This window comes from Streptomyces sp. NPDC002044, from assembly GCF_040296725.1.
GTDB classification, from domain to species: domain Bacteria; phylum Actinomycetota; class Actinomycetes; order Streptomycetales; family Streptomycetaceae; genus Streptomyces; species Streptomyces antarcticus.
In genome coordinates, this window is sequence record NZ_JBEOXU010000019.1 from 1,427 (window position 1) to 24,277 (window position 22,851).

Annotated in this window: 19 protein-coding genes; 12 read left to right on the plus strand and 7 right to left on the minus strand. The window is 73.0% G+C overall.

From position 1 onward, the window contains the following. Positions 1-64 precede the first annotated feature (64 nt). Positions 65-745 (plus strand): hypothetical protein, encoded by a 681-nt coding sequence (locus ABT106_RS07595; RefSeq protein ID WP_351273730.1) that lies wholly within the window; start codon positions 65-67, stop codon positions 743-745. 200 nt (positions 746-945) lie between these two features. Beyond that, a complete protein-coding gene (locus ABT106_RS07600) occupies positions 946-1,161 on the plus strand; it encodes a DUF6458 family protein (RefSeq protein ID WP_267717753.1) in 216 nt (71 codons plus the stop codon). Between the two features lie 48 nt (positions 1,162-1,209). On the opposite strand, the gene ABT106_RS07605 is transcribed toward ABT106_RS07600, so the two are convergent. Beyond that, positions 1,210-2,328, minus strand: a complete 1,119-nt coding sequence (locus ABT106_RS07605) for a glycosyltransferase (RefSeq protein WP_351273733.1) — start codon at positions 2,326-2,328, stop codon at positions 1,210-1,212. Continuing rightward, entirely contained in the window at positions 2,325-2,864 is a 540-nt protein-coding gene (locus ABT106_RS07610) for a WcaF family extracellular polysaccharide biosynthesis acetyltransferase (protein WP_351273736.1), read from the minus strand. The genes ABT106_RS07605 and ABT106_RS07610 overlap by 4 nt, the downstream gene beginning before the upstream one ends. A 96-nt stretch (positions 2,865-2,960) precedes the next feature. On the opposite strand from ABT106_RS07610, the gene ABT106_RS07615 reads away from it, so the two are divergent. After that, on the plus strand, positions 2,961-4,472 hold the full coding sequence (locus ABT106_RS07615; RefSeq protein WP_351273738.1) for a hypothetical protein: 1,512 nt from the start codon (positions 2,961-2,963) through the stop codon (positions 4,470-4,472). A gap of 10 nt (positions 4,473-4,482) precedes the next feature. Here ABT106_RS07615 and ABT106_RS07620 read toward each other — a convergent pair whose 3' ends face one another. From ABT106_RS07620 to ABT106_RS07630, 3 genes are read right to left on the minus strand one after another with little or no spacing between them, the layout of a single operon-like run. After that, positions 4,483-5,712, minus strand: coding sequence for an MATE family efflux transporter (locus tag ABT106_RS07620; protein ID WP_351273741.1), 1,230 nt, complete (start codon positions 5,710-5,712; stop codon positions 4,483-4,485). Further along, entirely contained in the window at positions 5,709-7,463 is a 1,755-nt protein-coding gene (locus ABT106_RS07625; RefSeq protein ID WP_351273743.1) for a lipopolysaccharide biosynthesis protein, read from the minus strand. The genes ABT106_RS07620 and ABT106_RS07625 overlap by 4 nt, the downstream gene beginning before the upstream one ends. Then, positions 7,460-8,665, minus strand: coding sequence for a glycosyltransferase family 4 protein (locus ABT106_RS07630; protein WP_351273882.1), 1,206 nt, complete (start codon positions 8,663-8,665; stop codon positions 7,460-7,462). Before ABT106_RS07630 ends, ABT106_RS07625 begins: the two co-directional genes overlap by 4 nt. Before the next feature lie 172 nt (positions 8,666-8,837). Here ABT106_RS07630 and ABT106_RS07635 point away from each other — a divergent pair, with 172 nt between their 5' ends. Further along, on the plus strand, positions 8,838-9,326 hold the full coding sequence (locus ABT106_RS07635; RefSeq protein WP_351273745.1) for an FAD synthase family protein: 489 nt from the start codon (positions 8,838-8,840) through the stop codon (positions 9,324-9,326). Here ABT106_RS07635 and ABT106_RS07640 read toward each other — a convergent pair. Next, positions 9,307-10,029, minus strand: a complete 723-nt coding sequence (locus tag ABT106_RS07640; protein WP_351273748.1) for a CDP-alcohol phosphatidyltransferase family protein — start codon at positions 10,027-10,029, stop codon at positions 9,307-9,309. The two genes, ABT106_RS07635 and ABT106_RS07640, sit on opposite strands and share 20 nt — an antisense overlap. 237 nt (positions 10,030-10,266) lie before the next feature. Continuing rightward, positions 10,267-12,462: a glycogen debranching protein GlgX gene (glgX, locus tag ABT106_RS07645; protein WP_351273885.1), complete on the minus strand. Its 2,196-nt coding sequence runs from the start codon at positions 12,460-12,462 to the stop codon at positions 10,267-10,269. 414 nt (positions 12,463-12,876) lie between these two features. On the opposite strand from glgX, the gene ABT106_RS07650 reads away from it, so the two are divergent. The 8 genes from ABT106_RS07650 to ABT106_RS07685 all read left to right on the plus strand — a co-directional run bounded on the left by ABT106_RS07650 (position 12,877) and on the right by ABT106_RS07685 (position 22,759). Then, entirely contained in the window at positions 12,877-14,073 is a 1,197-nt protein-coding gene (locus ABT106_RS07650; protein WP_351273750.1) for a L,D-transpeptidase, read from the plus strand. 226 nt (positions 14,074-14,299) lie between these two features. After that, the gene (locus tag ABT106_RS07655; RefSeq protein ID WP_351273753.1) at positions 14,300-16,468 is read left to right on the plus strand and encodes a choice-of-anchor A family protein; all 2,169 of its coding nucleotides are present in this window, start codon (positions 14,300-14,302) and stop codon (positions 16,466-16,468) included. Positions 16,469-16,598: 130 nt separating this feature from the next. Further along, positions 16,599-17,399, plus strand: a complete 801-nt coding sequence (locus tag ABT106_RS07660; RefSeq protein WP_351273756.1) for a L,D-transpeptidase family protein — start codon at positions 16,599-16,601, stop codon at positions 17,397-17,399. Between the two features lie 144 nt (positions 17,400-17,543). Then, positions 17,544-18,782, plus strand: coding sequence for a L,D-transpeptidase (locus ABT106_RS07665; RefSeq protein WP_502979255.1), 1,239 nt, complete (start codon positions 17,544-17,546; stop codon positions 18,780-18,782). Between the two features lie 106 nt (positions 18,783-18,888). Further along, a complete protein-coding gene (locus tag ABT106_RS07670; protein ID WP_351273759.1) occupies positions 18,889-19,656 on the plus strand; it encodes an enoyl-CoA hydratase/isomerase family protein in 768 nt (255 codons plus the stop codon). A gap of 243 nt (positions 19,657-19,899) precedes the next feature. Further along, entirely contained in the window at positions 19,900-20,403 is a 504-nt protein-coding gene (locus ABT106_RS07675; protein WP_351273762.1) for an ATP-binding protein, read from the plus strand. A gap of 374 nt (positions 20,404-20,777) precedes the next feature. Further along, the gene (locus ABT106_RS07680) at positions 20,778-21,575 is read left to right on the plus strand and encodes a polysaccharide deacetylase family protein (protein ID WP_502979258.1); all 798 of its coding nucleotides are present in this window, start codon (positions 20,778-20,780) and stop codon (positions 21,573-21,575) included. Next, positions 21,572-22,759 carry a YncE family protein gene (locus ABT106_RS07685; protein ID WP_351273768.1) on the plus strand — a complete coding sequence of 396 codons (1,188 nt, stop codon included), beginning with the start codon at positions 21,572-21,574 and terminating at the stop codon, positions 22,757-22,759. The genes ABT106_RS07680 and ABT106_RS07685 overlap by 4 nt, the downstream gene beginning before the upstream one ends. The last annotated feature ends 92 nt before the right edge of the window (positions 22,760-22,851 follow it).

Below are 22,851 nucleotides of genomic sequence, written 5' to 3' on the forward strand. Positions count from 1 at the left end.
GTCCGGCCTCTTCCCGGCCGGGCCCCGCACGCCTGTCCCACCCAGTAAGTACGGGAGCCATCCGATGTACCGACGCTCCGCAGCGGCTGCTGTTCTGCTGGCCGCCGCCCTCACGCTGACCGCCTGCAGTTCGGGCGGCGACAAGGCCGAATCCGCCGCGGCCGCCAAGGCGAAGCCGCCGGCCTCGTCGGCGGTTCCGGACCCGGCGGACACCCCGGCGACGACGGACCCCTCACCCGAGGCCAAGCCGTCCGGCCCGGTCGTCCCGGACAGCAAGCTGACCCCGAAGACGGGCAGTTTCACCGCGCAGGAGAAGAAGTACCTGAGTGGCCGGGTGCCGGAGAAGATGGACCCGGCGGCCGTCCTGCAGAGCGGCCAGGAGTCCTGCCAGCGGGTGCAGCGCACCGCGAAGCGGGACAAGGACGCGGCGACCGGCGCCGTCATCACCGGGGAGATCGCGGGCGCGAAGGACGCGATCAACCTGCTGTGCCCGGAACAGAAGCCGATCCTCGCGGCGGCCGAGAAGGGCTTCCCCGAAGGCCCCCGGACCTCGCCGGCCCCCGGTACGTACCGGGCGCTGACGCAGGCCCCGAACTGCACCTGGGAGGCGAAGGGCAAGGACGGGTCGATCCTGGCCTCGGGCCCCGAGACCCCGCCGAAGGCGGGCGACAAGATCACGGCGGCCGTCCCGGCCGGCACCGCCGAGTTCAACTCGACGGGCTGCTACGCCTGGCTGCCCGCCTAGGACGTCTCCGGTGCCGGGGGCCCGCCGCCGCGCGGACCCGGCTCCCCGTACGCCCCTTCCCCAGCCCTTCCGGGCGCGGGGGAGGGGCGTTCGTGCGTGCCGCGGCCCAACTGTCGCGCGCCCGGGGCGTTTTCGTGTACGGATCGCGGGTACCCGCGGGTCCAGAGCGAGACACGACACCGAATTCGGAGGCGAGTCCTATGACCGGCCTGGGCGGCTGCATCGGTCTGATCGTGGTGGGGGCGATCCTCACCTTCGCGACGGACTGGGAGATGCGGAGCGTCGACCTCGATCTGGTCGGCCTGATCATGATGGCGGTGGGTGCCATCGGCCTCGCCGTGTACTCCAGCGTCCTGAAGCGGCGTCGCACCGTGGGCGCGGTGCCGGTGGTGCAGGAGCGCCGCGACGTCATCTGAGCCCCGCGGCGCGGCCGGTCCTCCCGGAGCCGGCCGGCCCGCGCGCGGTCAGCCGCGTACGGCTCCCTCGTACACCGGCAGCAGCGTGTCCAGGACGGAGTCCATCGAGAACGACCCGGCGGCCAGTTCCCGCGCGGCGGCCGATGCCGCCCGGTTCGCGGCGGGGTCCAGCAGCGACAGGACCGCCGCCGCCACGCCCCGCGGACCGGGGTCCACGGCCCGTCCCGCACCGGCCGCCGCGATGTCGCGGGCCAGGCCGTTGGAATGGGTCACCACCGGGGGCACGCCCACGGCGAGGGCCTCCAGCACCGACATCGGGAACGGCTCGTCCACGGAGGGCAGGACGTAGACGTGCGCCCGGCGCAGCTCGCGCAGCACCTCCTGCCCGCTCAGCGCCCCCGGCACCCGCACCGTGTCCGCGAGCCCCAGCTCCGCGATCCGGCGCAGCACGGCCGCCCGCTCGCCCTCGTCGGGCCCCGCCACGACGAACTCCGCGTCCGGGTGCGCCGCCAGGACGGCCGGGACCGCGTCCACGAAGTCCACCGGCCGCTTGCGGGCCTGTAGCCGCGCCGAGTACAGAACGCGCGGCGGGCCCTGGGGAGCGGGCCGTTCCTCCTGCGCCGGAGTGCCGTTGACCAGGCGCACCGCGTTCGCCAGCGGGGCGCCGACGACCGCGTCGAGGCCCTCCCGCTCGTGCGGGGTCAGGTACAGCACCGCGGCCGCCCCGCGCAGCACCCGGCTTACGGCCAGCGCGTCCAGCACCTTGGCCAGCAGCTTCCCGCTCGGGTCCACCATGCCGTGGGTCTGGAGCACCAGCGGCTTCCCGGCCCGCAGCGCCGCCAGGGCCACGGGCAGCGTCACCAGGTCACGCGCCAGGTGGACGTGGACCACGTCCGCGTCGCGCACCAGCCGGCCCGCCGAGGCCAGCAGGGCCGGCGAGGTCATCCCGCTGAAGCCCAGCGGCAGCAGCCGCCGCGCCGGGAACAGCCTGGCCGGGACCCCCTCGACCTCGGTCGGCCACGGGTCCCCGAACCCCTCGCCCAGCGCGAGCAGCCGCGCCTCGTGGCCGCGGGCCCGCAGCCCCTTGGCCAGGTTCAGCGCGACCCGCACCGGCCCGCCGAAGGCGTGCGACGGCGAGTGCAGGGTGACGGCGTGCAGGACTCTCACTTGGGCTCCTCCACCGGGCGGCGACGCCCGTCCTGGGTCTGCAGGGTCAGCTCCGGCAGGTCCTTGTGCACGACGGACCCGGCGCCCGCGACCGCGCAACGGCCCAGGGTCACCCCGGCCAGCACGGTCGCCCGTACCGCCACCCACGCGCCGTCCCCGACGGTGATCGGGGCGTTGCGGTAGCGGAAGTCGGCGGCCCGGTGGTCGTGCGAGCCGGTGCACAGCATCGCCTCCTGGGAGACGCACGCGTGCGAACCGATCGTCACCGGCTCCAGGTTCAGCACCCAGGCGCCCTCGCCTATCCAGGCGTGATCCCCGACGGTCAGCTTCCACGGCCACAGGATCCGCACCCCGTGCCGGATCAGCACCCCGTCGCCGATCTTCGCCCCGAAGGCCCGCAGCAGCGCCACCCGCAGCCGCGCCGGACAGAACCAGCTCATGAACAGCGTGTTCATCACGGCGAACCAGAGCGCCTGCGTCAGCAGCCCGCGGCCCTTGTCGTATCCGGCCAGCGTGAAGGCAGGAAGATCGCGCAACTGAGGTCCCCTTCGTCCACCCCCGGCGGCGCCTCCCCGGGCGCCGACCGCTCAGACTAGACTGCGGCCGGACCAGGCACATCGGGTGGGGGCGCAGTGGCAACGGACATACGCAAGCCCTCCGCGGCGCGCCCGGCGCCGCCCGCGCCGGACGAGGCCAAGTGGGGCCGGGTCACCACCCCGCGCACCCTGCTCTCCCGGGCGCTCTCCGTCCCCCTCGCCCTCGGGTTCACCGTCTTCCTGCCGCTCTTCGTCGCCGTCCAGACCGGCGACGGCCAGCGCGACGCGGCCTTCTGGCTCCAACTGCTCCTCACCATGTACGCGGGCGCCCGGCTCTCCGCGATGGTCCTCACCAGCCGCCGCAAACTGCTCCAGGGCTCCTTCTGGCTGTTCGTCTACATGGCCATGGGCGTGGCCCCCCTCGCCCAGGCCGTCCTGGGCCGGGTCCCGACGCCCGTCGTCGGCCCGCGCTCCGACCTGACCCTCGCCATCGGCCTGGTCCTGCTCGGCTGCCTCGCCTTCGACGTCGGCGTCCTGCTCGCCCGCCACCGGCCGACCGTCCGCGCGGGCGGCCCCCGCAAGGAGGAACGGCCGGTGATGGCCCACCGGCGGCGCCTGCAGCTCCTCGCGGCCCTGTCGTTCGTGTGCAGCGCGGCGTTCGTCATGAAGCTGGGCGGCCCGGCGGTGTTCTTCTCCAGCCGCCAGGAGATCATCGCGGGCATCGAGGAGGCGGGCGTCTCCAACGGCGACGGCCAGGCCGGCCAGGCCCTGCTGCGCGGCTTCGGCACCGTCCCGGCACTGCTCGCCCTGCTGCTCTACACGCGCTGGGTGATCACCTCGAAGTTCGCCCGGCGCAAGGTCTCCATCATCGTCACCTGGGCGGCGCTGGCCGCCCTGAACCTGGTGGTCAACAACCCGATCTCGAACCCGCGCTACTGGTTCCTCACCGTCATGTTCGCGCTGCTGTTCACCGTCTTCCCGGTGAGCGCCGCGATGTACCGGGTGGCGCTGTCGATGGCCGTGGTGATCGCCCTGCTCGTCTTCCCGTTCGCGGACCGCTTCCGCTACGACGAGAAGAACTACAAGCCGGTCGAGACCACGTCGTTCCTGGAGCCGATGGCGCTCAAGGACTACGACCAGATCGGCATGTTCGCGAACACCATCACCTACGCGGAATCGGGCCCCGGCCACGCCTACGGCCGCCAGCTCGCCGGGTCGGTCCTGTTCGCGGTGCCCCGCTCGGTCTGGCCCGGCAAGGCGCGCGACACGGGCGTCCTGGTCGGCCAGTGGATGGGCACGGTCAACACCAACCTCTCCTCGCCGATCTGGGCCGAGCTGTGGCTCGACTTCGGCCCGCTCGGCATGGTCGGCGGACTCCTCGGCATGGGGTACGCCGCCGCCCGCGTCGACCGCCGCTACGCCAAGCGCGCCACCCGCCGGGCCCCGCCCGGCGCGCTGATCTCGGTGGTGGTGCCGCTGGTCGCGGGCTACTCCTTCATCCTGCTGCGCGGACCGCTGCTCCAGGCTTCGGGCCGGGTCGCGATAGCGGCGATGTGCCTCGCGCTGGTGGCCACGTACCGCGCGGACAAGGGCACCACCCTGCGCTGAAGCCGGCGGATCAGGCCGCCGGCACCGACCGGTCGGGCTCGGCGGCCGGCGCCGGTACCTTCAGCCGGGCCACCCGGAGCCAGCCCGCGCCCGCCTTCGCGGCGGAGCCCAGCGCCAGCCCCCAGGCGGCCCCGGCCACGCCCCACAGGACGTACCCGCCCACGAGCAGGCCCACCGAGAGCAGCGAGAAGACGACCTGGAGGGACAGCGTGGCCCTCGGGTTGAGGACCCGCAGGGTCAGCAGCGCGCAGGTGCCGAGCCCCATGACGGCGTACTGGGCACCCGTGGCCGGCAGCAGCGCGGCCGCCGCCTCCCAGGTGTCGCCGAGCAGCCGGCGCCCGGCCCGGTCGGGGAGCGCGTACAGGACGGCCCCCCATCCGGCGCCGAGCAGCGCGAGCGTGCCGCCCATGAGCGCGGTCAGGCGGACGACGCCCCGCTTGCCGCGGGCCCGGCCGACGATGGGCGGTCCGAAGGCGTTCGCCGAGTTGAACAGCACGTTCAGCGGCCCGAAGAGGGTGGTGGCGCCGCGCAGCGCGCCGACGGCGAGCGGGGTCGCGAAGACGCCGAGGCCGAGCACGGCGAGCTGGCTGGAGCCGTTGCCCACCGCGAACTCGACCACGAACCGCTGCCCGAGGTGACCGCGGCGCAGGTACGGCCGCAGGTCGGCGCGCACGCCCCGGACGTACGGCCGCAGCAGCCACAGCCCGAGCGCCAGCGCCGGCAGCGCGGACAGCCCCCACACCAGCACCAGCCGCCCCGCCGAGGCCCCCTGGGGCTGCACGGCCAGCGCCGCGAGGACGCACGCGAGGCGCAGCGCGTCGGCGGCCAGCGCCCGTCCGGGCACGCGCAGCGCGGAGAAGCAGTACCGCAGGCCGTCCTGGAGCAGCACGAGCGGCAGGACCAGGCCCAGCGCGAGGAAAGCCCGCCCGGCCGGGCCGGGCAGCGCCAGCCCCACGAGCGCGACCACGGCGCCGGCGGCGGCCGAGGAGGCCCCGGTGAAGGCGACGGCCGACCGGCACACGGCGCCGAGACGCTCGCCCTTCTCCAGGACGACGCTCTGGCCGACGTAGGCCATGTTCAGCCCGAGGAGCACGCTGAAGGCCACGTACACCATCGAGAAGTCGGCGAACCCGGACGCCGAGGACAGCCGGGCGGCCAGCACCAGCACCAGGATGTTGGTGGCGCTGGAGGCTGCCTGGTCCAGGACCGACGCGACCGCCGCGAGAGCGCGCCGGCTCACCGCCGGCCCGTGCGGACGGTGCGCAGGGCGACCGTGTCGGTGCCGTCGCCCGGGATGTGCTGCTCGGCCTCGGCGACCTCGTACGGGATCGGCTGGGGCTGCGGCGGCCGCGGCTTCGCGGCCGCGTCCGGCGCCTCCGGGGCGGCGGGGGAGCCGCCGTCCTTGCCCTTGCGGCCGCGCTTCTCGCCGGGCAGCGGCGCGTGCAGCACGGCGCCGAGGACGGTGCCGCCGGCGCCGCTGATCAGCTCGCGGATGCGGGACAGGTCCGTGCGGTGCACGGCGCGCGGGTCGCAGACCACCAGCACGCCGTCGACGCGGTCGACCAGGGCCAGGGCGTCGGCGTACGAGAGCACGGGCGGCGCGAGCACGACCACGGTGGAGTTGGGGGAGTCGGCCTCGGAGATCAGCCGGGTGGCGCGGGCCGAGGTCAGCGCGCGGGGTACGTTGCGCGCCCGCTCGCCGGGGATCAGGTCGAAGGAGCCGGACTCGCCGGCGTCCACGACGAGCTGGCGCCCGTCGGGCCACTCGGAGTCGCCGTGACGCCCGCCGGCGGGGGTATTGCCCGGGGTCTGGCTCCAGCGGGGCCTGCCGCCGGCGTCGGTCGGCAACTGGCTGGCGAGGACGGGGGTGCGCAGGTCCGCCTCGATGAGCAGGACGTCCTTGCCGGTCTCCGCGAAGGAGGCGGCCAGGTTCACGGCCACCGCGGCGGCGGTCTCGCTGCTGCCGCGCGGGGCGACGACGAGCAGCCGGCGCCGGTCGGCGAACCGGGCGTCATAGGCGAGCCGGAAGGCCACCGAGCGGTACTCCTCGGCGAGCCGCGGATCGGCCTCGCCGGCGGCGAGCAGCGGGCCGCCGCCGGTCTTGTCCCGCGGCAGGTAGCCGAGGACGGGCGCGCGCAGCGCGCGGGCCACGTCGCCCTCGGAGCGGGGCGCCGGGTCGAAGACGAGCCGGACCCAGGCGGCGAGGAGACCGAGCGCGAGGCCGACGGCCGCGCCGAGCGCGAGCGACATGACGATGCCGGGGCCGTCGGTCGACGTGGGCGCGGTCGCCGCGCTGGTGACCCGGCCCGGGGTCATGTCCAGCGCCTGGAGCTTGGTGATCTTGCCGTTGTAGCCGCCGACCTCGCTCTGCAGGTCCGTCTTGGTGGACGTGGCGGTGTCGCGCGGGGCGCCGGCCGGCATCCGGGCGATGTCCTTGGACAGCTCGTCGAGCTGCTTGGCGACCGGGTCGCGCTGCTCCTGGTAGCCCTTGACCATCTTGTCGCGGGTCGCGTCCAGGGACTCCTGTCGCTTGAGGAGGTACGCGTCCGTCATCGCGTTGGCCCGCTTGGCGGCCTCCCTGGGGGAGGACGCGGTGTAGGTGAAGCGCAGCACCATGGTCTGCGGCGGGTTGGTCACCTGGAGGCCGCCGCGCAGGGCGCTGAAGTCCTTGGCGGACACGCCGAGCTTCTTCGCGGCCTCGTTGGCTATGGAGGAACTGAGCGCGACCTGCCGCTCGGAGCCGATGTTGATCGCCTTGTCGGGGGCGAGGCTCGGGTTGAACGGGTCGTCGGTCGGCGCGCGCAGGACGACGTCGGCGGTGGCCACGTAGGTGTCCGCCGTGGAGATGCCGAGGTAGACGCCGCCCAGCAGGCCGACCGCGATGCCCGCGCCGATGAGCCGGCGGTAGCGCAGGAGCTGCCTGAACTGGTCCCTGAGGAGGTCGGGCTCGTCCTCCGCCGGGGCCGCTGCTGGGCGGTTCGTCTCGATCACGGCCGGGGACCCCCAAGTGCTTCGTCTATCAGTGCGTCGATCCGGGCCAGGCCCGCTTCGCGGCTCAGGTGGGCCGCCACGTGGCGCGGTCCGGCCGCGCCCAGCGCGTCCGCGCCCTCCGGGTCCTCGGCGAGGGCCCGTACGGCCTTCAGCAGGGCGTCGGGGTCCTCCGGCGGTACGAGGACCCCCGCGCCCGAGCGTTCCACCTCCTGGGCGGTTCCGCCCAGCGCCGCCACGGAGGCGACGACCGGCCGGCCGGCCTGGAAGTAGGACGTGAGTTTCGACGGCACGCTCATGTCCATGACGGCGGCGTGCTGCGTGACCGCGAGCACGTCCGCCGCGGCGAGGATATCCGGGAACTCGCCGTCAGCGGCAGGGGGGATGATGTCAAGGTTCGGCACATCGGCCGCGAGGGTGGCCAGGGCCGAGCGCTGACTGCCGTCACCCATCAGGACAAAGCGGACGCCGGGGTCCAGCCGGGCGGCGCCGACGAGGACTTCGAGCCCCTGCTTGAGGCCCATGTTCCCGGAGTGCAGCACGACCGTCTGGCCCGGGGCCCAGCCCAGGTGGTGACGGGTCTCGCCGCGCGGCTTGGTGGGCACCGCCACGTGGGACCAGTTGGGCACCAGGCGTATCTTCGCCGGGTCCACGCCCATGCCGACGACCCGGTCCACGAAGGTCTCGTGGATGACGCCGACCAGGGTGGCCCGCTTCAGCGCGTACGCCTCGGCGCGGCCCGCGATGGCGGCCGCCTTGTCGCCGCCGCTGATCCCGCTCTGCGCGGCGGCGGCTCCCATCAGGTCCTGGACCACCGGGACGTACGGGACCCTCCACTTCGCCGCGAGCCGGGCCGCGAGGACCCCGCCGGCCAGGCTGGGCATCTGGGCGAGGACCGCGTCCGGCCTGGGCATCCGGGGCGGGGCCACGGCGCCGTGCAGCAGAATCGATCCTTCGAACAGGGCCCGCTTCACGGCGGTCTGGCGCGCCGGCACGGTGTGCGCACGCCGGTGCACCTGAACCCCCGCGCGCTGTTCCGTGCGCCGTAGCGCCCCCTTGTACTCCGGCTCCAGCGACCACGCCGGGTAGTGCGGCATGCCCGCCAGGACGTGCGTCTCGTGGCCGAGATCCGCCCAGTGCTCGGCGATCTGGGTCGCGTACGGCCCGATCCCCGCGTGCTCCGGAGCGTAATTCGTGGAAACCAGCAGCAGGCGCCGGTGACCGGATCTGGACACTGAGCGTCCCCTCTTCCCCTGGATGATGCGCACGTCACCCTATTCGTTCACCGGCATGGTGGGGAACGTGCACGCTATTGTCTGCTAATCCGCCACACCGGGGGGTGTGGCCTCTGGGGGGTAACAGATGACGGAGCGGGACATGTCCGACGTGGGTGCGCCGGCGCGCAGACCGTATCGAGTCGGCTACGCGCCGGGTGCGTACGATCTCTTCCATATAGGGCATCTCAACATCCTTCGGCACGCCCGGAGCCGGTGCGACTACCTCGTGGCCGGAGTGGTCTCCGACGAGATGGCGGAACGGGCCAAGGGCCGCCGCCCGATGATCCCGCTCGTCGAGCGGCTGGAGATCGTCCGCAGTGTGAAGTACGTCGACGCGGCCTTCGTCGAGACCGTCCCGGACAAGGTGGAGACCTGGAAGCAGGTCCGCTTCGACGTCATCTTCAAGGGCGACGACTGGCGGGGCACGCCCAAGGGCGACCGCCTGGAGAAGGACTTCGCCGTCCACGGCGTCGACGTCGTCTACTTCCCGTACACCGTCCACACGTCCAGCACCCAGCTGCGCCGGGCACTGGACGCGCTCGCCGAGCCCCTCGGGGGCCCGGCGAACGTCACCGCGGAACGGCGCTGAGCTCCCGGTACCACTTGGCGAGGAACGCGAGCAGGAACAGGGCGGCCACCGCGCCGAGTCCCGCGTACGCCCAGCGGAACAGCCCCCCGCCGCCGAGCAGCAGGAAGACCAGGCAGAAGACCCCGTAGTCCACGGGCAGCAGGGCCACCGCGCGCACCGTCGACGGTGCGGCGGCGGGGCTGCCCGGGGCGGCCTTCGGCTTCAGCTTCTCGGTCAGCAGCCCGCCGAAGAAGGTGACGACGGCGGCGAACTGGAAGCCCAGCGGCACCAGCAGCCAGGCGTCGGAACCCGTGCCGTACTCCCCGGGGAAACGGTAGAAGGCGATCAGCACGCAGGTGTGCAGCGCGGTGAGCTTGGCGCAGTCCACGACGTGGTCGAGCCACTCGCCCGAGGCGCTGCCGCCTCCGCGCAGCCGCGCCAGCTGCCCGTCCGCCGAGTCGAAGGCGAACCCGACGGCGAGCAGCGCCCACACGGCGATCCCCAGCCCCCACGAGGGCGCCGCCAGCGCGACCGCGGCCGCCCCGGCGAAGCTGAGGGCCGCGCTGACCAGCGTCACCTGGTTCGGGGTGAGCCCGAGCGCGTACGAACCGGCCGCCAGGTAGCGGCCCAGGGGCCGGTTGACGAACCTGGAGTACAGCGACACGCCCTTAGCCGACTTCTGTGCCCCGCGCAGCTCCCGCAGCGCGGTACCGACACTCGCCATGCGCACCCCTGACCTTCTCTATGGCACGCGTGTTCAGTGCACGCGTGTACGACGGCCACATCATCGCAGGGCGGACGGCGCCGCCCGCTCCGGATGCTCCCGCACGTCCGGAAGCAGCGGTACGGCCGGGCCGGCGGCCACCGCCAGGGCGGCGGCCGGGCGGGTGCCGCTCCACGTCGAAACCCGCTGAACGGCGGGCCAGGCCCCGCCCGCCAGGCCCCGCCGGCCCCGCTCTCCTCAGGCCGTCACGCGGAACAGCAGGACCGAGCGGGCCGGCACCGTCAGGGTCTCCCCGCCCAGGTGGCTGGTGCCCGGCGCGGCCGCCTGGTCCTCGCACGAGGTGTCCAGGACGAGTTCGTACCGCTCCGCCCACGGCGCCCCCGGCAGGACCCACCGGGCCGGCCGGTCCCCGGCGTGCAGCAGCGTCAGGAAGCTGTCGTCCGTCACCTGCCGGCCCCGCTCGTCGCGGCCCGGGATGTCCCGCCCCGAGAGGTACATGCCGAGCGCGCCGGCCGGCGCGTACCAGTCCCGCTCCGTCATCTCCGCCCCCGCCGGGGTGAACCAGGCCAGATCGCGCAGCCCGTCCGCGCCCTGCGGCCGCCCGGAGAAGAACGCCCGCCGGCGCAGCACCGGATGGGTGTGCCGCAGCGCGATCAGCCGCCGCGTCAGGGCCAGCAGCTGCTGCCACGAGGGCTCCGCGAGCAGCGACCAGTCCACCCAGCCCGTCTCGTTGTCCTGGCAGTACGCGTTGTTGTTGCCGCCCTGGGTGCGGCCGAACTCGTCGCCCGCGACCAGCATCGGCACCCCGGTGGACAGCAGCAGGCTCGTGAGGAGGTTGCGCAGCTGCCGCCGGCGCAGCGTCCCGATCCGCGCGTCGTCGCTCTCGCCCTCGGCCCCGCAGTTCCAGGACCGGTTGTCGTTGGTTCCGTCCCGGCCCTCCTCGCCGTTCGCCTCGTTGTGCTTGCGTTCGTACGTCACCAGGTCGCGCAGGGTGAAGCCGTCGTGCGCGGTCACGAAGTTCACGGAGGCGTACGGCCGCCGCCCGCCCCACGCGTACAGGTCGCTCGACCCCGACAGCCGGTAGCCCAGGTCCCGCACGTCGGGCAGCGCGCCCCGCCAGAAGTCCCGTACGGCGTCCCGGTAGCGGTCGTTCCACTCGGTCCACAGCGGCGGGAACGCCCCCACCTGGTAGCCGCCCGATCCCACGTCCCACGGTTCGGCGATCAGTTTCACCCGCCGCAGCACCGGGTCCTGGGCGATCACCGCGAGGAACGGGGACAACATGTCCACGTCGTGCATGGAGCGGGCCAGTGCCGCCGCCAGGTCGAAGCGGAAGCCGTCCACCCCCATCTCCGTCACCCAGTAGCGCAGCGAGTCCGTGATCAGGCGCAGCACGTGCGGCCGCCCGGCGTGCAGGGTGTTGCCGCAGCCGGTGTAGTCGGAGTACCGGCGCTGGTCGGACTGGAGCCGGTAGTAGCCCCGATTGTCGATGCCGCGCAGCGACAGCGTCGGGCCGAGTTCGCCCGCCTCCGCCGTGTGGTTGTAGACCACGTCGAGGATCACCTCGATCCCGGCCGCGTGCAGGGCCCGGACCATCCGCTTGAACTCCCCGACCTGCTGCCCGGTCGTCCCGCTGGACGAGTACCCGGCGTGCGGGGCGAAGTAGCCGACCGAGTTGTAGCCCCAGTAGTTGCGCAGGCCCCGGCGCAGCAGGTGGTCCTCGTGCGCGAACTGGTGCACCGGCAGCAGCTCCACGGCCGTCACGCCCAGCCCCGTGAGGTGCTCGATCGCCGCCGGGTGGGCCAGCCCCGCGTAGGTGCCGCGCAGTTCCCGGGGAATGCCCGGATGGCGCATCGTGAAGCCGCGCACGTGCAGCTCGTAGATCACCGAATCGGCCCAGGGGGTCTTGGGCCGGACGTCGTCCGCCCAGTCGTCGTCATCGTGGACGACCACGCCCTTGGGGACGAACGGCGCCGAGTCCCGGTCGTCGCGGACGGTGTCCGCGATGTACTGCTGCGGCCAGTCGCGTACGTGCCCGTACACCTCCGGGGGAAGGGTGAAGTCGCCGTCCACCGCCCGCGCGTACGGGTCCAGGAGCAGCTTCGCCGGATTGTGCCGGGCCCCCGTCCAGGGGTCCCACCGGCCGTGCACCCGCAACCCGTACCGCTGGCCGGGGCGCACGCCCGGCACGAAACCGTGCCAGATCTCGTGCGTCAGCTCGGCCAGCGGACAGCGGGTCTCGGCCCCGCCCTCGTCGAACAGGCACACCTCCACCGCCTCCGCGCCCTGCGCCCACACGGCGAAGTTGGTGCCCGCCGTCCCGCCCGGGCCGTAGTGGAAACGGGCTCCCAGGGGATGGGAGGACCCGGGCCACACCGGTGGCCCGGGGCGTGCGGACGCCCGGGGCGGCTGGACCCGGGCCTGCCCGTTCACCTGGCCGTTCGGCTGCCCGGCGCTCTGCCCGGCGCTCTGCCCGTTCGGCGGTCCGGCGGGACGGCCGTTCGGTTGCCCGACCAGCTGCCCCGCGCCGGGATGGCCGTCGGCCGGCGGTGCGGGCGCGGTCCGGCCGCTCCCCGCCGTGCCCGTGACATCCCCGGCATTCCTGACGGCTTCCACCGCCTCTTGCTCGGCTGCGCTCGACACTGCCCGCCTCCACGGCTCCTGGGTACCGGCAGGGGAGGACGGCAGGGCCCTGGCGTCCCGGCCCGGGCCCGCCCCCGTCTGGTCCTTCCCACTGTTCTGCCCGAACAGTTCTGCCCGGAACGTGGCCCGCGCTCACGTTTCCCCCGGAGGGGCCCTGTCGTTGGAGGGAACGTGACACTTCTGACGAGGCGGGCAGGGGCGGGCTTGGCCGCCGTGGCGGCATGGGCGGCCCTCCTGGGCGGCCTGGCCGGATGCACCCAGGACGGCAGGTCGCCGGTCGAGATCGGGCTGCCGGGGAAACCGCGACCGCCGGAGGAGGCCATCCGGGTCACCCCGGAGGACAACGCCAAGGGGGTCCAGGCGGACGGGAGACTCAACGTCACCGTGCCCGAGGGGAGACTGGAGCGGGTCGTGGTCACCAAGGTCGAGGACGCCCAGGAGGAGCGGGTCCCCGGCGCCATCGCGGCCGACGGGCTCAGCTGGAGCCCCGACCCGGCGGCCGGCCGGCTCGCGCTCGCGGCCAAGTACACCGTGGACGCCGTCGCCCTCGACGGGCACAACCGCCGCCAGGCCCGGCACACCACCTTCACCACCTACGTCCCCGAGGAGCGGTTCATCGGCTACTTCAAGCCCGAGCACCGCTCCACCGTCGGCACCGGGATGATCGTCTCCTTCAACTTCAACCGCTCGATCGAGCGGCGCACGGAGGTCGAGCGGGCCATCACCGTCACCTCCGTCCCGGCCGTGGAGGTCGTCGGACACTGGTTCGGCGACGAGCGCCTCGACTTCCGGCCCAAGGCGTACTGGAAGCCCGGCACCGAGGTCACCGTCAAGGTGAACCTGCGCGACGTCGAGGGGGCGCCCGGTTCGTACGGCATCCAGGACAAGACGATCACCTTCACCGTCGGCCGTTCGCAGGTCTCCACCGTCGACGCGGCCGCCCACACGATGGAGGTCCGGCGCGAGGGGCAGCTGCTGTCCAAGGTGCCGATCAGCGCCGGGGCGCCCAAGACCACCACCTACAACGGGAAGATGGTGGTGATGGAGATGTTCGACGTCACCCGGATGAACGGCCAGACCGTCGGCTTCGGCGGCGAGTACGACATCCCCGACGTCCCGCACGCCATGCGGCTCACCTCCTCGGGGACCTTCCTGCACGGGAACTACTGGCTCAGCCCCGACACGTTCGGCAGCAGCAACATGAGCCACGGCTGCGTGGGCCTGCGCGACGACAAGGGCGGCGGCTCGGACACCCCGGCGGGCTGGTTCTTCGACCGGACGCTGGTCGGAGACGTCGTCGAGGTCGTGAACTCGCAGGACAAGGTCGTCGCCGCGAACAACGGGCTGGGCGGCTGGAACATGTCCTGGGCGGACTGGGTGGCCGGCTCCGCCCGCGTCTGAGCCCGGGCACCGCGCGCGACGCCGCAGCCAGGGCCCCCGGTCAGGGCCCCGGTCAGGCCCCCGGTCCGGGCTCCGGCTCCGTACGGCGGCCCACACGGTGCCCCATACGGGTGATTCGTGTGATCAGAATGCCGTAGCGGACGAGTGTCTCCCGGCCCCCGCCGACCGCCCCCCTCCAGCCTGTCAGGGCACATCAGCCCAGGTGGCAGGTAAGGGACGGAGCGTCATGTCAGCTAGGAACTGGACCCTCGGGGTGGCGATCGGCGCCGTACTGGCGGCCGGGGCGCCCACCGCTCTCGCGGCGGGCCCCGGCGCAGACAGGCCGGCGGCCGCCCCGCGGGCGCTGCTGCCGGGCGGGCTCGGGCCGTGCGTGCCGGCGCCCCCGGCTCCCTGCCCGAACCCGTTCCCGCCCATCGGCAGCAACGGCATCCCCGTCGGCCGGGACAACGGCATCAACATCTTCGTCGGCGGCGACTTCCGCGTCCGCGAGCGGGCCTCGGAGGCCGAGGGCCGCCTCGTCGTCCTCGGCGCTTTCGACCAGGACAAGACGACGGGCGCGGACAGCCGCTACAACGTCGGCATCGTGGGCGCCGGATCGCTGGTGCCGCCGCCGGACGGGGCGGACTTCCTCACCACCGGCGGGAACATCACCGTCGCCGCCGGCGAGCGGCTGATCGCCGACGGTGGAGTGGTCCGCCACGCCGGGACCGTCACGGGAACCGTGACCGGCACCCTGCGCCCGGACCCCGCCGCCGTCGCCCCGTACACCGCCCTGCGCGACCAGCTCAGCGCCGCCAGCGAGTGCTACGCCCGCGTCGACGGCCAGCCCCGCACGGCGACCGGCACCGCCACCAACAGCGGTTTCGCGACGGTCTTCCGCGGCGACGGCACCTCCGCGCTCCAGGTCTTCAACGTCGACGCCGACCTGGTCGGCAACCGGGGCAGCCAGCAGGGGATCACCTTCGAGCAGATCCCGGCGGGCGCGACGATCCTGGTCAACGTCCTCGGCACCAACCGGACGATCAACACCTACAGCGGGGGCATCACCGACGACGACCCGCTCAACGCCTACCGCGAGCGGCTGCTGTGGAACTTCCCGGACGCCACGACGGTCGACCTGAACGGCACCGGCCAGTTCCAGGGCAGTTTCCTGATGGGTGAGCAGACGTCGCAGACCAACGTCCGGCTGCCCGGGATCAACGGCCGGTTCTTCACCACCGGCTCGGTCACGCACACCAGCGAGCCCGGCGGCGGCGGAGGCCAGGAGTTCCACGCCTACCCCTTCACCGGCGACCTCCCCACCTGCGGGCAGCCGCCCGTGACCACGGGCCTGGTCTCCGTCCTCAAGCGCGACGAGACGGGTACGCCGCTGGCGGGCGCCGTCTTCGAGCTGTGGAAGGAGTCCAACGGCACCGAGGGCCTGCAGACCACCGGCCCGACCCCGGACACCGAGGTCACCGAGTGCACCACCCCGCGCAACGGCGTCTGCGAACAGCGGGCCGAACCCGGCACCTACTACTGGCGCGAGACCGCCGCCCCCGACGGCTACGCGCTGCCCGCCGACCCGGTCCACCAGCTCACCCTGACCGAGCAGAACGCCGCGGCCGGCGTCCGGGTCACCGCCGACAACCAGCGGATCCCCGTACCCGGCGCGAGCGTCGTGCTCCGCAAGACCGACCGGGAGACCGGACTCCCGCTGGCCGGAGCCCGCTTCGAGCTGTGGCGTGAGGAGAACGGCCGCGACGGCCTGCAGACGGCCGGCCCGGACGCGGACTTCCAGCTGGCCGCCGGCACGTGCACGACCGATGCCCGGGGCACCTGCACCGTGGAGCTGCCGATCGGCGAGACGTACTACTGGCGGGAGACGGCCGTCCCCGCCGGCTACGACCTGCCGGTGAACCCGGTCACCGCGTTCACCCTGGACCAGGACGACGTGGCAGGCGGCCTGGCCCTGACGGTGTCCAACGCCCGGACCCCGGTGCCGCCGGTGTACGAGGGCTCGGTCCAGGTCCTGAAGAAGGACGCGAAGACCAAGCGGCCGCTGCGCGGCGCGGTCTTCGAGGTCTGGAAGGAGACCAACGGCATCAGGGGCCTCCAGACCCGGGGCATCAACGCCGACCGCCTGGCCAGGCCCGGCTGCGCCACCGACCGGACCGGCGCCTGCGACTTCACCGGGCTGGAAGCGGGCTCGTACTACCTGCTGGAGACGGACGTGCCCGAGGGCTACGTCCTGCCCCGCGACCGGGTGACCGGCCCGCTGGTGCTGGACGGGCGCACCCCGGGCGGGCGGCTCGTGGTCACGGTCCAGAACAAGCGCGACGAGCACGGCAAGGGCAAGGACGGCAAGGACGGCAGGGGCGAGGGCCGCGAGCACGGCCACGGCCCGCACGCCTGACCCGGAGTCCCGTCCGGGTGCGCCGGTGGAGTGAGCACCTCACCCCGCCGGCGCACCCGCAGGGCGCTTGCCCTCCCCGTCGGGTTGGCTGGGCCCCGGCGGCCCGGCCGGCGGGCCCGAGGAGGCCCCTATGACCGCAGGCGACCCGTCAGGCGCGAGGAGCGCGGCGGCCACGGCCCCACGGCCGGCGGGGGCCGCTCCCGGATCCCGCCGCCCCCCGGCGCGCCCGCCCACGGCGGCCCCGGGGCTCCGCCGGACCGCCGTGGTCCCGGCCGCGCTGCTCGCCCTGACGGCCTGCGCGGCCCTGGCACCCCCGGCCGCCGCGGCCCCGCGGGAGCCCTGCACCGCGGGGACCGGCCCGTACCAGCGCGAGCTGGAGGCCCATCTGGGCCGGCCCGCCGACGGGGTGCAGTCCCCGGCCGACTGCGCGGCCGTCCGTACCTTCCAGCGGGCCAACGGCGTACGGCCCGCCGACGGCTACCCGTCACTGGCCACCTACCGCGTGATGACCGCCGTCGCGGCCCGGAAGGCCCCCAACGCCGCCGGCGACTGCCCGGTCCGCGCGCACCGGGTGACGTGTGTCGACATGGCGCGCCAGTTGCTGTGGGTGCAGCGGGGCGAGCGGGTGGTCTTCGCCCCCGTGCCCATCCGCACCGGCCGCGACGACCAGGAGACCCGTCCCGGCTGGCACGAGGTGTACTGGCGCAGCATCGACCACACGTCCACGCTCTACGACGACGCCCCCATGCCCTACGCCCAGTTCTTCGACGGGGGCCAGGCGCTGCACGGCCGTCCCGGCGACCTGTACGCCCACGGCGGTTCGGCCGGCTGCGTCAACCTCTCCGTGCCCGACGCGGAGCGCCTGTGGGACCTGCTCGGCGAGGGCGACGCGGTCTACGTCTGGGGCACCAAGCCGGGCACCGACGACTGACCGCCGCGGCCCGCCCGTTGCCGTCCCGTACCAAGCCGGGTCCTTCCGGCACTTGGGACGGAACGGTGACAAGACCGTGGCTTTTCGTGATTGCCCCGTGTGATTACCTGTCGACAAGCGCGCGACTGCCCGTGCGCGGGGGACATGGGGAGAACACGAGTGAACCTGCAGCCGATACGCGGCCGCGCCCGCACCGGCCTGCCGGCCCTTCTGCTGGGGGCGGCCCTGCTGTTCACCACCGCGTGCAGCGGGGGCACCGGCGGCGCCGGCGGGAGCGGTGACGACAACAGCGCTGGCGGAGCGAAGACGGGGACCGAGGCGTCCAAGGCCGTGGTGACGGTCAAGCCGGACGACGGGGCCAAGGAAGTCGCCACCAGCGGCGTCCTGAAGATAACCAGCGCGGGCGGCAAGCTCGCCACGGTGACGGTCGCCGACACCAAGGGCAACGCGGTGGACGGCACGGTCGGCGCGGACGGCGCGAGCTGGGAGCCGAGCCGCCACCTGGCCTCCGCGACCGAGTACAAGGTGCACGCGGTGGCCAAGGACGAGGCGGGCCGCGAGTCCGCCAAGGACACCACCTTCACCACCCTGACCCCGGCGAACACCTTCATCGGCCAGTACACGCCCGAGGACGGCTCGACCGTCGGCGTGGGCATGCCGGTGTCGATCAACTTCTCCCGCGGGATCACCAACCCCGAGGCCGTCGAGAAGGCCGTCACCGTGACGGCCGAGCCGTCCGTGCCGATCGAGGGCCACTGGTTCGGCAACGACCGCCTCGACTTCCGCCCCGAGAAGTACTGGGCCGCGGGCACGACGGTCACGGTGAAGCTCGCCCTCGACGGAGTCGAAGGCCGGCCGGGCGTCTACGGCAAGCAGACCCGTACGGTCACCTTCAAGGTCGGCCGCTCGCAGGTCTCCACGGTCGACGCGAGCGCGCACACCATGGAGGTCGTCCGCGACGGGCAGGTCCTCAAGAACGTCCCGATCACCGCGGGCGCGCCCTCGACCACCACGTACAACGGTCAGATGGTCATCAGCGAGAAGTACAAGGTGACCCGGATGAACGGCGCCACCGTCGGCTTCGGCGGCGAGTACGACATCTCCGACGTCCCGCACGCGATGCGGTTGTCGAACTCGGGCACCTTCGTCCACGGCAACTACTGGGCCTCGTCCGGCACCTTCGGCTCGGAGAACGTCAGCCACGGCTGCATCGGACTGAAGGACGTCCGCGGCGCCGGAGACGGCAACCAGCCCGCCGCCTGGTTCTTCAACGAGTCGCTGATCGGCGACGTGGTCGTCGTGAAGAACTCCAAGGACAAGAAGATCGCCTCGGACAACGGCCTCAACGGCTGGAACATGGACTGGGCGGAGTGGATCAAGTAGGAGCCCGAGCGGCGCGCGCCGCGCGCTCCAGGTAGTCCCGGGCGGCCCGGTGCTGTGACCCACAGCACCGGGCCGCTTCCCGTTAACCGCCGCTAACCTGGCCCGTATGACCCTCTCTCTCGAAGTCTCCGAAGGCGTCGGCACCCTCCGCCTGGACCGGCCGCCCATGAACGCCCTGGACATCGCCACCCAGGACCGGCTGCGCGAACTCGCGCTGGAGGCCACCGACCGCGCCGACGTCCGCGCGGTCATCCTCTACGGCGGCGAGAAGGTGTTCGCGGCGGGCGCGGACATCAAGGAGATGCAGACGATGGACCACGCGGCGATGGTCGCCCGGTCCCGGGGGCTCCAGGACGCCTTCACCGCGGTGGCCCGGATCCCCAAGCCGGTCGTCGCGGCCGTCACCGGCTACGCGCTGGGCGGCGGTTGCGAGCTGGCGCTCTGCGCCGACTACCGGATCGCCGCCGACAACGCCAAGCTCGGCCAGCCCGAGATCCTGCTCGGCCTGATCCCCGGCGCCGGCGGCACCCAGCGGCTGTCCCGGCTCGTCGGCCCGTCGAAGGCCAAGGACCTGATCTTCACCGGCCGGATGGTCAAGGCGGACGAGGCGCTCTCCCTGGGTCTGGTCGACCGGGTCGTCCCCGCCGCCGAGGTGTACGAGCAGGCGCACGCCTGGGCGGCCAGGCTGGCGCGGGGCCCGGCCCTCGCGCTGCGCGCCGCCAAGGAGTGCGTGGACGCGGGTCTGGAGGCCGACATCGACACCGGCCTGACCATCGAACGCACCTGGTTCGCGGGCCTGTTCGCCACCGAGGACCGCGAGCGCGGCATGCGCAGCTTCGTCGAAGAGGGCCCGGGCAAGGCGAAGTTCGTCTGAGCGAATCCGTCCGGTCCTCCTTGTGAGTGGATTAGCCAGGACTTAAGGCAGCCTTAAGGGGAATGAGTGATCCACTCCCTGTGATCACTCCTGTGTGATGCGTCATCACAGTTCAGAGGGGGTTCCAGAGGACTCCGCTTGCCAACTGCATATGACAGGACGCCCCTTCGGAATCCACTATTCCGGGGGGTGTATTCCTGTGGAACGGCCCGGAGGGGGAGGCCGGCCGTCCATCATGGGGGCATGGCGGGCCTGGAGGGTGTGGAACAGCCGCGGCAGCGCGGCAGCGCTTCGGCCGTGCGGCTCACGGCGGCGCTCGAGGACGAACAGGGCCTCAGGGCACTGGAGTCGCACGGGAATCCGGCCGAGGCGGAAGTGACGCTGCCGTCCATGCCGCAATCCGCGGGCGCGGCCCGACGGCTGACCCAGTGCGTGGTGATCCGCATGTGGGGACTCTCGCCGCAGATCGCCGAGCACGCCGTCCTGCTGGTCTCGGAACTCGTCGGCAACGCGGTCCGGCACACCGGGGCGCGCTCCTTCGGCTTACGCATGGTGCGCCGGCGCGGCTGGATCCGGGTGGAGGTGCGCGACCCCTCGCGCGGGCTGCCCTGCCTGATGCCGGTGCACGAGCTGGACATCACCGGCCGCGGGCTGTTCCTCGTCGACAAGCTCGCCGACCGCTGGGGCGCGGACCTGCTGCCCCGCGGGAAGATCACCTGGTTCGAGATGCGGGTGGCCGACCGCTAGAACGCCCGAAGCCCCCGGCTCGCCATGGTGGGCGTGGGGGGCTTCATGGGTGCGCCGAGGATCGAAGGGGGTGTGATCCTCGGCGTCGAGACTTCGCTCGGGTCAACGGGAAGCCGTGATTCCGACTATGGCAGACGAGGGCCCAAACGCCAAAAGTCCCTACTCGGACATAAGTGTGCAAATAGTAAGACTTTCTAGCTAAATCTTAGGTGAGGTGGGCCACTCACCTCGTAATGTGTGAATAAGCATCGACCGCTCTGGGTGAATCGTTGATCGAATAGCGGACAGGGTCCCGTGTGTACCCGGTCGGGTGAACGTCTCGAATTGGGTCAATCATTACCTTACGGGTCATGCACCCCTTAAATGGGCAAGTGATCTCACATCCGGGCCGCCGCGCGGCCCTGCGCGCGGCCGGTCTCGGGGCGGTCGGAGCCGCGGTGGCCGGACTCGCCACCGCCTGCGGACCGGACCGCCCCGCCGCCGCGCCCGCCGTCCAGCCCCCGCCCCCGGGGCCCGCCAAGCCCGCCCGCCCGGCCGGCGCCGCCGCCGCCCCGCGCCGGTTCGCGGGCTCGCCCGTCGAGATCGGCCACGGCCCCCGCGACCGCCCCCGGGTCGCCCTCACCTTCCACGGGAACGGGGACCCGGCCACCGGCCGGGCGGTGCTGGCCGAGGCGGAACGCGCCGGCGCGCGGGTCACCGTACTGGCGATCGGCGGCTGGCTCGACGCCCACCCGGACATGGCCCGCCGGATCCTGGACGGAGGCCACGAACTCGGCAACCACACCCAGCGCCACCTCGCGATCAACGACATGGCCGAGGCGGAGGCGTACGCCGAGATCACCGGCTGCGCCCAGCGCCTCAAGCGGCTCACCGGCTCGATCGGCACCTGGTTCCGTCCCTCCCAGACCCAGTACGCCACCCCGCTCGTCCAGAAGCTGGCCCAGCGGGCCGGCTACCCCCACGTCCTGTCGTACGACGTGGACTCCCTCGACTTCACCTCACCCGGCGCCGCGGCCGTCATCCGCAACGTCACCGGGACGATCCACGGCGGATCGGTGGTGAGCCTGCACTTCGGCTACGCGGACACGGTCGCCGCGATGCCGCCCCTCCTCGAAGAACTCGCGCGCCGCACGCTGCGCGCGGTGACCACCACGGAGCTGCTGACCCCATGACCACCATCCGCCTTCCCCGGAAGGCCACCGTGCTGCTGGCCGGTCTGGTTCTCGCCGCCCTCGCCGGCTGCGGGTCCGCCGAGAAGGGGCCCGCCGAGGCCCTCGGCTCCAAGGGCCCGGCCAAACCCGCCAAAGCCGTCCCGGCCGCCCCGCCGGGCCTGCCCGGCATGCCCCCGGTCCTCGACCCGAACGACGTCTACGCGGCGGACCGGCCGGGCAAGCTCTCCCCGGTGGTCAAGGACTTCCCGTCCCGCGTCTACGTGCCGAACACCAACTCCAACACGGTGTCCGTCATCGACCCGGCGACGTACCAGGTCATCGACACCATTCCGGTCGGTGTCCAGCCGCAGCACGTGGTCCCGTCCTGGGACATGAAGACCCTCTGGGTCAACAACAACCGGGGCCACACGCTCACCCCGATCAACCCCGCCACGGGCGAGGCCGGAAAGCCGGTCGAGGTGCACGATCCGTACAACCTCTACTTCACGCCGAACGGCAAGTACGCGATCGTCATGGCCTCGATGGACAAAGAGCTGGTCTTCCGCGATCCGCACACGATGGACCGCGTGAAAACCGTCCCCGTGACCTGTTTCGGCGTCAATCACGCGGACTTCTCCGCGGACGGCCGCTACTTCATCGTGAGTTGCGAGTTCTCCGGCGAACTCCTCAAGGTCGACACGGAGAAGATGGAGGTCATCGCCCAGCAGAAACTGCCCTTCGAGGGCGCGATGCCGCAGGACGTCAAGGTCTCGCCGGACGGAAAGACCTTCTACGTCGCGGACATGATGGCGCACGGCGTCTGGGTGCTCAGCGGGGACACGTTCGAGACGCCGAAGCTGCTGCCCACCGGAAAGGGCTGCCACGGCCTGTACATCAGCCGTGACTCCAAGGAGATGTACATCCCCAACCGCGGCGAGGGGACCATCTCGGTGTTCGACTTCCCGCAGAACAAGCTGACCAAGAAGTGGGAGCTCCCCGACGGAGGCAGCCCCGACATGGGCGGCGTCTCCGCCGACGGCAAGGTGCTGTGGCTGTCGGGCCGCTACGACTCCGAGGTGTACGCGATCGACACCGTGACCGGCAGGCAGCTCGCCCGCATCCCGGTCGGCGGCGGCCCGCACGGGCTCGCCGTGTACCCGCAGCCCGGCCGCTACTCGCTCGGCCACACCGGCATCTTCCGCTGAGCCGGCCACCCCGGCCCCCACGTGCGGGCGCGGCGGCGCCCCGGGGGCTCGCACAGCTCCCGGGACACCGCCGTCCGTCCGCCCGTCCGCCG